This is a genomic window from Xanthomonas citri pv. citri, assembly GCF_000961215.1.
GTDB classification, from domain to species: Bacteria; Pseudomonadota; Gammaproteobacteria; order Xanthomonadales; family Xanthomonadaceae; genus Xanthomonas; species Xanthomonas cissicola.
In genome coordinates this window covers 970,447-982,833 of record NZ_CP008998.1, presented here as the reverse complement: position 1 = coordinate 982,833, position 12,387 = coordinate 970,447, and the positions used below count along the sequence as shown (strand labels likewise).

At 65.1% G+C, this 12,387-nt stretch carries 9 protein-coding genes; 6 read left to right on the top strand and 3 right to left on the bottom strand.

The genetic code is table 11. The features are described from left to right. Positions 1-91 precede the first annotated feature (91 nt). Together hemP and AMD14_RS04700 are read right to left on the bottom strand one after the other, a co-directional pair. Positions 92-331 (bottom strand): hemin uptake protein HemP, encoded by a 240-nt coding sequence (gene hemP / locus AMD14_RS04705; protein WP_003485179.1) that lies wholly within the window; start codon positions 329-331, stop codon positions 92-94. Positions 332-493: 162 nt separating this feature from the next. Next, positions 494-1,462 carry a potassium channel beta subunit family protein gene (locus tag AMD14_RS04700; RefSeq protein WP_011050558.1) on the bottom strand — a complete coding sequence of 323 codons (969 nt, stop codon included), beginning with the start codon at positions 1,460-1,462 and terminating at the stop codon, positions 494-496. Positions 1,463-2,555: 1,093 nt separating this feature from the next. On the opposite strand from AMD14_RS04700, the gene AMD14_RS04695 reads away from it, so the two are divergent. The 5 genes from AMD14_RS04695 to AMD14_RS04675 all read left to right on the top strand — a co-directional run bounded on the left by AMD14_RS04695 (position 2,556) and on the right by AMD14_RS04675 (position 9,715). Continuing rightward, entirely contained in the window at positions 2,556-3,854 is a 1,299-nt protein-coding gene (locus AMD14_RS04695; RefSeq protein WP_011050556.1) for a NupC/NupG family nucleoside CNT transporter, read from the top strand. 90 nt (positions 3,855-3,944) lie between these two features. Further along, a complete protein-coding gene (locus tag AMD14_RS04690; protein WP_003485189.1) occupies positions 3,945-4,895 on the top strand; it encodes a ribokinase in 951 nt (316 codons plus the stop codon). Between the two features lie 535 nt (positions 4,896-5,430). Further along, positions 5,431-7,776 (top strand): glycoside hydrolase family 98 domain-containing protein, encoded by a 2,346-nt coding sequence (locus tag AMD14_RS04685; protein ID WP_011050555.1) that lies wholly within the window; start codon positions 5,431-5,433, stop codon positions 7,774-7,776. A gap of 84 nt (positions 7,777-7,860) precedes the next feature. Further along, positions 7,861-8,859, top strand: coding sequence for a tRNA dihydrouridine synthase DusB (gene dusB, locus AMD14_RS04680; protein ID WP_011050554.1), 999 nt, complete (start codon positions 7,861-7,863; stop codon positions 8,857-8,859). Between the two features lie 28 nt (positions 8,860-8,887). Continuing rightward, positions 8,888-9,715 carry a class I SAM-dependent methyltransferase gene (locus AMD14_RS04675; RefSeq protein WP_003485197.1) on the top strand — a complete coding sequence of 276 codons (828 nt, stop codon included), beginning with the start codon at positions 8,888-8,890 and terminating at the stop codon, positions 9,713-9,715. Here AMD14_RS04675 and AMD14_RS04670 read toward each other — a convergent pair. Further along, a complete protein-coding gene (locus AMD14_RS04670) occupies positions 9,709-10,809 on the bottom strand; it encodes a metal-dependent hydrolase (RefSeq protein WP_011050553.1) in 1,101 nt (366 codons plus the stop codon). The genes AMD14_RS04675 and AMD14_RS04670 overlap by 7 nt on opposite strands. Positions 10,810-11,052: 243 nt before the next feature. On the opposite strand from AMD14_RS04670, the gene metK reads away from it, so the two are divergent. Next, positions 11,053-12,264: a methionine adenosyltransferase gene (gene metK, locus AMD14_RS04665; protein ID WP_005910819.1), complete on the top strand. Its 1,212-nt coding sequence runs from the start codon at positions 11,053-11,055 to the stop codon at positions 12,262-12,264. Positions 12,265-12,387: the final 123 nt, after the last annotated feature.

Below are 12,387 nucleotides of genomic sequence, written 5' to 3'. Positions count from 1 at the left end.
AGATCGCGTCATCGGCACTGATGGCGCACGGCGATCGTTGCGGCAGCAGCTGCGCACAGTGGCTGTGCGCAGCCGCAGCTCGTGGCTGGAATTACTTGGTCAGGATCAGCTTGTCGTTGCTGGTGTGGCGCAGGCGATAGACGCGGTCGCCGTGCTGGATCAGCACTTCACGCCGGCCCTTGAGCAGCGCCTCGCTGCTGATGAGGTCTTCGGCGGGCACGGCGCGCGGCGTGGCGCGGTCGCGCAGATTGACCGGTTCGGAGCGAAGCAGCACGGGGTGAGCGGTCATGATCTGGTTCTCCAGTCGGTTGGCCAGACAAATAATAACCATTCTCATTTAATGATCAAGAGCCATTCTCATTTGAATGACCTGATGTTTAAATCGAACTCTGAATTTCGATTCATCACTCCAATCGAATCGATACGGTGTCGCTGTTCTCGGCTGCGGTGACCGCACAAGACGTCCACCGCAGCACCCGTCCGACTCAATGACTCAGCGCGTGCTCGACTCCACCCGCGCCCAGCCGGCGTCATCGACCTGATCCAGGGTGTTCAAGGCACCAAGGTTTTCTTCCAACTGTGTGACCCGGCTCGCGCCCAGGATCACGCTGGACACATGTGGATTGCGCAGGCACCAGGCGATGGCCAACTGCGCGGGCGACTGGCCAAGCTCGGCCGCTACCGCGCAGAACGCGCGGGCGCGCTCCAGCCGGCGCGCTTCCGGCGCGCCCAGCACTTCGTCCTGCAACCATTGGTTGCCCGGCTGGCCCAGACGGCTGTCGGCCTCCACGCCCGCGTTGTACTTGCCGGTCAGCAGGCCCGAGGCCAGCGGCGACCAGATCGTGGTGCCCAGCCCGTCCTCGCACAGCGACGCGTACTCGCGCTCCAGCCGCTCGCGGTGCAGCAGGTTGTATTGCGGCTGTTCCATCGCCGGCGCATGCAGATGTTCGCGTTCGGCAATGGCGATGGCTTCGCGCAACTGCGCGGCGCTCCATTCGGACGTGCCCCAGTACAGCACCTTGCCCTGGCGGATCAGCGCATCCATGGCGCGTACGGTTTCCTGGATCGGGGTGTCCGGATCGGGCCGATGGCAGTAATAGAGATCCAGGTACTCCACGTGCAGGCGCTTGAGCGCGGCGTGGCAGGCATCGGTGACATGCTTGCGCGAGAGTCCGCGCTGGGTCGGCCGCGGGCTGTCCACCGCACCGAAGAACACCTTGCTCGACACGCAAAAACCATCGCGCGGCAAACGCAGATCGGCGATCACATCGCCCATCACTTGCTCGGCGCGGCCGCGCGCGTAGACCTCGGCGTTATCGAAAAAGTTGATGCCGTTGTCCCAGGCGGCGGCGATCAGATTGCGCGCTTCGCTGCGCCCGATCTGCTTGCCGAAGGTGACCCAGGCCCCGAACGACAAGGCCGACAGCTGCAGCCCGGTGGAACCCAGACGACGGTAAAGCATGGCGAACTCCCGCAACCTCCAGGACACCTGCCCCGGACCGGCGTGCGCAGTGTAGGCCGTGGCGTCGGGCGCCGCACAGCGCGTGGCATGTGCGACGCCTTGCATCGACCTCTCCTCGGCGCGACTGTCTGTTCGCAGCACCGCCTGCACTGCGCATGCATCGTGATCGGCGCTTTCGTCGGTATCGGTCTGCGGTTGGTTGTGATCTGCGTGGAATGCTTCGGCTTGCATGGGCGTTTGCATGCATACCGGCGCGGGACACGCCACACGTGCATCCACGAAGTTTCTGACGCGCCTCCATGCCCCCTCAGATCCCACGCTGATGCGCGTGTCATCACCACCGTTCGTTGTCGGCGGCCAGGGGAAAGCGGCATCCAGGTGGATCATCGTCGTTCTGGATCTGCGTCCCGGTGGCCGTCGCTGGTGAGCATGCGCGATGCGTCACCACCAATCCACAAGCAACAGACGCGCCGCCTTGCTGCAGCGACCGCTTGCCGATCAGCAAGCAAAATCGCCGGCGTGCGGAGCCGCATCCGGGATGAGGCCATTGGTGGCATGAAGGCCTCCAGCGAGCTTGCCTGGATGGTTTCACGCCGTGCCCGGACGCCGGATGCGGCACCGTGCCTCGATAGACCAGCGGATGGCGCCGGCGGACGCATGCGTCAATCACCAGCACTCGAAGACACAAACGACAACCGTCAAAGCCATCTGCGCCGGAAACCCACATCCCAATGAAGCTGATGCAGCAACGACAGCCGTAGCAGTCGCAGCCGCAGATCGGCGCCACGCGCTCCAGCCACGCCTGGCTGCCCGGCACGTCCCCTCAACGCTGACGCATGACGTGAACACGTCATCCGGGGGCGGCACGACCGCCACCCGCCGCGCCGCCACGATGCGAAACGCCGCCCACCTCGCCCATGCGAACTCCCGACTTTGCGCAAGCGCGGTCCCACAGCGCGCCGGCGCGGGCCTGCCCGTGCCCGCCACCTCTCGTCTGTGGGCCAACCGGGAGCATCTGAATGCCGCTCGCCTTGCCCCCTGTCACCCCCTGCTCTAGGCTTCCCGTTTTGCCGTCAGCAGCCCGGGGATTGGAATGGTCGAAGGTTTGGGAAGGATCGGTTTCGGCCTGTTCGGTCTGGCGGTGCTCATCGGCATCACCTGGCTGTTTTCGAGCAACCGCCGCGCGATCGACTGGAAGCTGGTCGCCACCGGTCTGGCCCTGCAGATCTCGTTCGCCGCACTGGTGTTGCTGGTGCCGGGCGGGCGCGACGTCTTCGACGCGCTGGGCAAGGGCTTTGTCAAGGTGCTGAGTTTCGTCAATGAAGGGTCCACCTTCATCTTCGGCAACCTGATGAACATCGACAGCTACGGCTTCATCTTTGCGTTCCAGGTGCTGCCCACCATCATCTTCTTCTCGGCGCTGATGGGCGTGCTTTACCACCTGGGCGTGATGCAGATGGTGGTGCGTGCGATGGCCTGGGCGATCACCAAGGTGATGCGCGTTTCCGGTGCGGAAACCACCAGCGTGTGCGCCAGCGTCTTCATCGGCCAGACCGAAGCGCCGCTGACGGTGCGCCCGTACATCCCCAAGATGACCCAGTCCGAGCTGCTGACGATGATGATCGGCGGCATGGCGCATATCGCCGGTGGCGTGCTGGCTGCATACGTCGGCATGCTCGGCGGCAGCGATCCGGCGCAACAGGCGTTTTATGCCAAGCATCTGTTGGCCGCCAGCATCATGGCCGCGCCCGCCACGCTGGTGGTCGCCAAGCTGCTGGTGCCGGAAACCGGCACCCCGCTGACCCGCGGCACGGTCAAGATGGAAGTGGAAAAAACCACCAGCAATGTCATCGATGCGGCTGCGGCCGGTGCCGGCGACGGCTTGCGCCTGGCACTGAACATCGGCGCGATGCTGCTGGCCTTCATCGCGCTGATTGCGCTGATCAACGCACCGCTGACCTGGCTGGGCGAGGTCACCGGCGCCACCGCGCTGCTGGGCCGCCCGACCAACCTGTCGACGATCTTCGGCTACGTGCTGGCGCCGATCGCCTGGGTGATCGGCACCCCGTGGGTGGATGCGACAACGGTCGGTTCGTTGATCGGCCAGAAGGTGGTGATCAACGAGTTCGTCGCCTACAGCGAGTTGTCGCGCATCGTCAAGGGCGAAGTGCGGGGCGTGGGCCTGAGCGCAGAAGGCCGCTTGATCGCCACCTACGCGCTGTGCGGCTTCGCCAATTTCAGCTCGATCGCGATCCAGATCGGCGGGATCGGCGGGCTGGCGCCGGAACGTCGTCACGATCTGGCCAACTTCGGCCTGCGTGCGGTGCTCGGCGGTTCGATCGCCACCTTCATGACCGCTACCATTGCCGGCGTGCTGTCGCATTTCGGTTGAGGTGGTGCGGGTTCATCGGCGTGACGGTCTAATCACTGCACGCCGCGTTTCATCCAGTCTTTCAAGTCAGTCATTCAAGGCAAGGTATTTATGAGTTCGGTCGTCGTTGTCGGGTCCTTCAATGTCGATCACGTGTGGCGCTGCGATGCCTTGCCGGTGCCGGGTGCGACCATCGCCGGGCGCTACAGCACCGGCCCGGGCGGCAAGGGCTTCAATCAGGCGGTTGCGGCCGCACGTGCTGGCGCCAGGACGCATTTCTTGTGCGCGCTGGGCGACGATGCCGGTGGTGCGTTGGCGCGCTCGCTGGCCGCGCACGATGGCTTTGCGCTGATCGCCGAGCCCAGCAATGAACCGACCGGCACTGGCGGCATCTACGTCGACGGGCATGGCCGCAACACCATCGTGATCGGCGCCGGCGCCAACGCCGTGTTGAGCCCGGCCTTCATCGAGAACCAGCGCCCGCTGGTGGCTGCAGCAAAAGTGCTGCTGGCGCAGCTGGAATCTCCGGCCGAGACGGTCGAGTCTGCACTGGCGCTGGCGCACGAATGCGGCGTGCTGACGGTACTCAATGCCGCCCCGGCCAATGCGCCGACATCGATCGGCCTGCTCAAGCTCTCGGATGTGCTGACGCCCAACGAAACCGAATTCGCCGCGCTGCTCGGTCGCCATGTCGGCGAGCGCATCAATGCCGACGACGTCGCCGCGCTGGACGGCAATACGCTGCATTCGCTGTGCCGCAAGCTGCTGCCGGGCGGTACCGTGGTGGTGACGCTGGGCGCGGTGGGCGCCTTCATTTCGCACGCCGAAGAACAACTGCGCGGCGATACCCAGGCGCATTACCGGGTGGGCGCGGAAAGCGCGCAGACCATCGACACCACCGGTGCCGGCGACGCCTTCAACGGTGCGCTGGTTGCCTCGCTGGCGCAGCTGCCGGCTGCCAGCTTCGCAACCCACGTGCGCTTCGCCACCCGTTACGCGGCGCGCTCCACCGAGGTGGAAGGTGCGGCGGTGTCGATGCCGCGGCTGCGCGCGGACGACTGAGACCGCGGTTCACTGCGATCGGCGTGCGCCACACGCGCATGCCCTGGATGCCGCACCCTGATTGGCGTGCCCAGGTTTTTGCAGGAATGCGCGCGCATGTCTCGCGCTCCACGACGATTGCGACAAGCGCTAGTCGCGTCGCACCGCGTCGCAGCGCCACCGCGCCGGGCGATGTGACGCTGCAACGAGCGCATGTGTGTGCTCGCCGCGCTGCGCACACTCTGCTGCCAACGTCACGCCACCGGCTGCGCCATCGCGACGCCATGTGACCCAGCGCTGCTTTGGGTGCTCGAAAAACGAAAGCGCATCGCATAAAGCGTGCTGATCGGCTGCACGCGCTAGCGCGTTATCTGCGCTTGCCTACTATCGCCGCACCACCGGGCGCACCACGACCATTTCCTGTTGTCATGCGAGGACGCTCTGGCGGCGCGGCTTGCCGACATGCGCCTGCATCGTCGACTGGCGCACTGCCGCGTCACGCAATGGCAGTCACGCGTGTGCCTGGGCTTGCCTCCCCAAGCTCAACGGAACACCGATGATCCTGCGTCGATCGCGCACGCCTCTCCTGCTGCCCTGCGTCTTACTTTCCTGCCTGCTCAGCTCCTGTGGCGGCGAGAATGCCGCCGATGCCGGCACCGCTGCGACCCTATCGCAGTCGGCGACGGTCACCGTGAGTGCCCCCCGCGCCATGGCGCCAACCGCGACGCAGGCGTCCACGGCAACGGCGAGCGCCAGTACCGATCCAGCATTCCGGCGCAGCCTCGCGCCCGATAAGCCGATGTTCGTGATCCATGCCGACACCTGGAACGCCGCCGATCCGCAGAAGATCATCGACCTGATTCCTGCAGACCTGCGCCCCTATACGGTACTGCTGATCTCGCTCTCGATCAGCCACAAAGGCGCCACCAACAACCAGTGCAACTGGAACCAGGTGGCGAACGGGATCGAGACGGCACGCTCGTGGATCAAGACAGCAGCGGCCAACGGTGTCTGGGCGATGGTCCAACCGTCCAGCGGCGGCTTCAGCCACTTCCCCGACTATCCCAACGGCACCGATCTGGAATCGACGGTCTACGGTGAGTTCTTCCGCGACTACCCGAACTTCCTCGGTTTCAACTATGCCGAGCAGTTCTGGGGATTCGACGAAGCCTGCTCGGTCTCGGCAGCGCAGCGCTGGGAACATTGGGCCAACCTGCTCAAGCTGACCAACAAGTACGGCGGCTATCTGGCGGTGAGCTTCACTGGCGGCTTCTGGGGCGCGAACATCAACCCGCTGGCGATGGTCAAGCGCAATGAGGCCTTGCGCACCGCCCTCGGCAGCTATGCCAAGAATTTCATCATCCAAGAAAAGTTCACGATGAACTACGGCTACCACGACATCGAAAGCGTCAGCCTGGGCATGTTCCTGTCGGGATTTGCGGGCCATTACGGCATCCGTCCTGACAGCAGCGGCTGGTACGCCGCCGATGGCAGCGCCTATCCTCTGGCGGCGGGCGCGCCGCATCTGATCGAACACCTGACACTGACCGGCGAAACCTACTTCGACGGCCCGGAACTGATCTGGACCGATACCGTCCAAAGCCTGCCAAACGCGACCACCGCCGACGGCTACACCACGCGGCGCTGGCAGTTCTTCCCGCAGTTCAAGAACATCCACATGGATGTCTACCGCAAGATCCTCGACGGCACCTTGCACATCCTCGATCGCCAGCAGGTGATCGACCGGACCAAGCTGGTGGTGGTCGACGACACCACCAGCGGCAACGATCAAAGCCTGTATTCATCGCCGGAAACGCTGTTTTCCGGCCTGTATCTGATGGACGACGACGGCACCTATCTGAACCAGCACAGCTGGTACAAGAAGACCGGGCGCTACCCCGCCATCCCGACGGTGTGGCAGTTGACCGACGACCTTGCCAAGTCCTTCCCCGTACAGGTCAAGCGCAGCGAGTACGCCACCCGCTGGCCGTCCATCGCCGCCAAGACCCAGGAACTGAATGCCTTGTTCCCGCAGGAATCCACCGGCGATCTCTATGTGGCACGTCAGGACAACACCTGGGTCACCTACAACCCCTACAAGACCAACAAGACCGCCAGCGGCGCGTTCAACCTCAAGTACAACAGTTGCGCCGCGCTCAACATGACCTACGGCCCCTACACGACGGGCGTGGTCAATGAGTTCGCCGACGCGCTGTCGATCTACCTGACCAATTTCGATTCCGAAACCGGCCCGCTCAAGACCGACACCATCACCATCAGCGGCGCCAGCAGCACACCGACCTATAGCTTCGCCGATCGCGGCGAGCACCAGGCCAGTACCGTGACCGCCACGCCCAGCGGCGACGGCCTGACCTTGAACGTCGCCCACAACGGGCCGCTGGACATCACCATCCAGTGCTCAGGCTCGGCCACCGGACGCGCAAGCGCCGCGGCGGTCACGGCACTGCAGGCACCGGCCGCGCCGCCCGCCTATACCGGTGTGCGGCAATACGAAGCGGAGAACTTCGATTTCCAGCGCATCGGCAGTCTTGTCGCCAATGGCGTCTCCGGCGCGGTGCACAACTACCAGGGGCTGGGCTATGTCGACTTCGGCGGCAACCCCGGCGCGCGCCTTAGGACCACCATCAACGTGCCGCAGGCAGGGACCTACACGCTGGCCACGCGCTATTCCGCACCGGGCGCAAGCGTCGGTACCGTAGACTTGTACGTCAACGGCGTGCGTGCAGGCACCCCGGCCTTCGCCCAGACCAGCTCGGCCAGCGACTGGGCCAGCAGTCTGCTGACGGCGACCTTGAGTGCCGGCGATAACGTGGTCGAGTACCGCGCCAGTGCAGGCACCCAGGCCAAGCTGTACCTGGATAACCTGGCCGTTTCGCAGTAAGCGATACCACAGCGGCGGTGCCGGCCCGGCCGCCGCAGGGTTGGCAGCACCAAGTGCTGTCATCGCTGAAGTTACACTAGCGGCATGCAGATCGGCCCCTACTCCATCGCTCCCAAGGTGATCCTCGCGCCCATGGCGGGCGTCACCGACAAGCCGTTCCGGCTGCTGTGCAAGCGGCTGGGCGCGGGCCTGGCGGTGTCGGAAATGACCATTTCCGACCCGCGCTTCTGGGGCACGCGCAAATCGCTGCACCGCATGGACCATGCCGGCGAGCCGGACCCGATCAGCGTGCAGATCGCCGGCACCGAGCCGCAGCAACTGGCCGAGGCGGCGCGCTACAACGTCGACCACGGTGCGCAGTTGATCGACATCAACATGGGCTGCCCGGCCAAGAAAGTGTGCAATGCCTGGGCCGGCTCGGCACTGATGCGCGATGAAGAGCTGGTGGCACGCATCCTGACCGCGGTGGTGCAGGCAGTGAACGTGCCGGTGACGTTGAAGATCCGCACCGGTTGGGATTGCGACCACCGCAACGGCCCGACGATCGCGCGGATCGCGCAGGACTGCGGTATCGCCGCGCTCGCCGTACACGGGCGCACACGCGACCAGCACTACACCGGCAGCGCCGAGTACGCGACGATTGCGCAGATCAAGGCCGCGCTGCAGATCCCGGTGGTTGCCAATGGCGATATCGACTCGCCGCAGAAAGCCGCCCAGGTGCTGCGCGAAACCGGCGCCGATGCCGTGATGATCGGCCGCGCCGCGCAAGGCCGCCCGTGGATCTTCGGCGAGGTGGCGCATTTTTTGGCCACCGGCGAGGTATTGCCGCCGCCGTCGCTGGCGTTCGTGCGCGACACCTTGCTCGGCCACCTGGAGGCGCTGCACGCGTTTTATGGCCAACCGCAAGGCGTGCGCATCGCACGCAAGCATCTGGGTTGGTACGCCAAGGACCACCCGCAAAGCGCCGACTTCCGGGCGGTGGTCAATCGCGCCGAAACCCCCGACGCGCAGTTGGCCCTGACGCGCGATTACTTCGATGCCTTGATCGCCGGCGTGCCGCCCGCACTATCGGACGCTGCCTGAGGTTTTCTGTCCTGCTGGAGCTGCATGCATGAGCGCACCGAGCGACACCCCGACCTATCTGCACGGCTTTTCCGCCACCGAACAGGCGCGTCTGCTCAAACAGGCGCGCTTGCTGGAAACCACACTGTTCAATCAGATCGACTACAGCGGCGCGCGGCGCCTGCTGGAAGTGGGCAGCGGCGTCGGCGCGCAGACTGAAATCCTGCTGCGCCGTTTTCCCGAGCTGCATGTCACCGGCGTGGACTTGAGCGAGACGCAACTGGATGCGGCGCGCGCAAATCTTGAACGGCTGGCATGGTGCCGCGCGCGTTACACCCTGCAACAGGCCGATGCGAGCGACCTGCCGTTCGAAGCGCGCCAGTTCGATGCAGCGTTTCTGTGCTGGGTGCTCGAACACGTGCCCTCGCCTGCGCGTGTGCTCAACGAAGTGCGGCGCGTGCTGCTGCCCGGCTCGCCGGTGTACGTGACCGAGGTGATGAATGCCTCGTTCCTGCTGCATCCGTATTCGCCCAGCCTGTGGCGCTACTGGATGGCATTCAACGATTTCCAGCACGACCAGGGCGGCGACCCGTTCGTCGGTGCCAAGCTGGGCAACCTGTTGCTGGCTGGGGGCTTTCGCGATGTGCACACGCAGATCAAGACGCTGCATCTGGACAACCGCGAACCGGGCCGGCGCAAGACCATGATCGGGTTCTGGGAAGAAGTGCTGCTATCGGCGGCCGACCAATTGCTGCAGGCCGGCGCGGTCGAGGCCGCCACCGTGGATGGCATGCGCCGTGAGCTGGCGCAGGTGCACAGCGACCCGGACGCAGTGTTTTTCTATTCGTTCGTGCAGGCGCGCGCCACGGTCTATTGAGTTGCCGATGGGGGCGCGACGACCGGAGCGCCGACAGGCTCCAGGTCGCCGGTCAGCACGGTGCTGCGGGGCTCGTGCCAGATGCGATGCCACATCTGGCCCAGCACCGCGCCGATCTGATCGCGGGCCACCGGCGCACGGTACGCCGCCTGCACCTGCCGCGGCACGATCGGCTGCCACGTCCCGTTGTCGCGATGGGCCACCACGAAGTTGAAGTTGTAGTCCGGCTCCAGGCCCATGCGCAGGTCGCTGAGCATCAGGTCATCGTCGACCAGACGCGCGCGCATGAAGCCGCGATTGAACCAGGTCAGCCGACGCACCGAATCGAACCTGGCCACTTCGCCCAATGCCTGGGTGTTGCTGGAAAACCCGCGGAAGTGCATCGGGCCGGTGTCGGCCACCAGCGAACGCTCGCCGATGACATAGCCGTTGGGCGTCATCGCCACCACGCGCCATAACAAGGTGTTGAGCGGCATCGGTACCGAGAACCGCGGCGCATCGGCCAGGCCCATCGCCGCCAGCGCACGATCGGCCTGGCGGTCGACCAGTTGCTTGGCAATCAACGACCAGCCCAGATACGCGGTGCTCGCCACCAACCCGATCACCAGCGCGTGCTGCGCAAACGGGCGCGCGCGCGCAAACCAGGCCACCGCGCAGGCCAGCAACAGCCACAGCGTGTACGCCGGGTCGATGATGAACACGCTCGACCACATCGTAGGATGCGGCTGCAACGGCCACCACAGCTGGGTGCCGTAGACGGTGAACGCGTCCAGCAGTGGATGGGTGATCAAGGCCAGCTGGATCGCCCAGAACCAGCGCGTGGGTGCGCTGGCCACGCGTCCATTGCCGTAGCGGCGGAACAGCCACCAGATCAACCAGCCCACCAGCGGCAGCACGAACAACGAATGGCTGACGCTGCGGTGTACGGTCATCAGGGTGACCGGGTCGTCGGTCAGCGGCAGCAATGCCAGCGAGTCGAGGTCGGGCAAGGTGCCCAGTGCCGCGCCGGCCAACAAGGCGGCACGCCGCTGTCCGGGCGGCGCGATGGCGGCAGCGATGGCGCCGCCAAGAACGATCTGGGTCAATGAATCCATCGGCCGATGCTAGCAGGCCGGACATGCACGGATCGGCATGTTCGACGCGGCGTACGGCCGGCCGGTACCGCTGCGTCACCGGGCAGTTAATCGTCACCGCAACGCACAGGCCCGTGCTTCCAGCCGGGGGACCGACGTCGGCTTAACCCCAAAGCGATCCATTCAGGCGCACAATGCAACCGACACACGGGGCGTGTATCATCCGCACCCATCTTTTCATCCGAATTAAGGGATATAAGCCTGATGTCCAGCTACCTGTTCACCTCCGAATCGGTCTCCGAAGGCCATCCGGACAAGATCGCCGACCAGATCTCCGACGCAGTGCTGGACGCCATCCTGGCGCAGGACAAGCGCGCCCGCGTGGCCTGCGAGACGATGGTCAAGACCGGCGTTGCGATCGTGGCCGGCGAAGTGACCACCAGTGCCTGGATCGATCTGGAAGCGCTGACCCGCAAGGTCATTCTGGACATCGGCTACAACAGTTCCGACGTCGGCTTCGACGGCGAGACCTGTGGCGTGCTCAACCTGATCGGCAAGCAGTCGCCGGACATCAACCAGGGCGTGGATCGCAAGAACCCCGAGCAGCAGGGTGCGGGCGACCAGGGCCTGATGTTCGGCTATGCCACCAACGAAACCGACAGCTTCATGCCGGCGGCGATCCACCTCTCGCACCGCCTGGTCGAGCAGCAGGCCAAGATCCGCAAGAAGAAGAACTCGGCGCTGTCCTGGCTGCGTCCGGACGCCAAGTCGCAGGTCACCCTGCGCTATGAAGACGGCGTGGCGACGGCGATCGATGCGGTGGTGCTGTCGACCCAGCACGACCCGGGCGTGAAGCAGAAGGACCTGATCGAAGCGGTGCGCGAGGAAATCCTCAAGCCGGTGCTGCCGGCCAAGTGGCTGCACAAGGGCACCAAGTTCCACATCAACCCGACCGGCAAGTTCGTGATCGGCGGCCCGGTGGGCGATTGCGGCCTGACCGGTCGCAAGATCATCGTCGACACCTACGGCGGCTGGGCGCGTCACGGTGGTGGCGCGTTCTCCGGCAAGGATCCGTCCAAGGTCGACCGTTCGGCTGCCTATGCCGCGCGCTACGTGGCCAAGAACGTGGTGGCCGCCGGCCTGGCCGACCGTTGCGAAGTGCAGGTCTCCTACGCCATCGGCGTGGCCGAGCCGACCTCGATTTCGGTCACCACCTTCGGCACCGGCAAGATCGCCGACGAGCAGATCGAAAAGCTGATCCGCAAGCATTTCGACCTGCGTCCGTTCGGCATCATCCAGATGCTCGACCTGATCCACCCGATGTATCAGCAGACCGCGTCTTACGGCCACTTCGGCCGCAAGCCGAAGGACTTCACCTACACCGACGGCACCGGCGCGCAGCACAGCGCGACCTCGTTCTCGTGGGAAAAGACCGACCGCGCCGACGCACTGCGTGCCGCCGCCAAGCTGAAGTAAGCCAACTGCTCCTGCGGGAGTGAAACCGGCAAGAAGTGAGATGGGCCGCACATGCGGCCCATCTGCGTTTTGGCGGAATGCGTACAGTCATCGAGGCTAGCGTGGGAAGCATCGCCTGCCGAT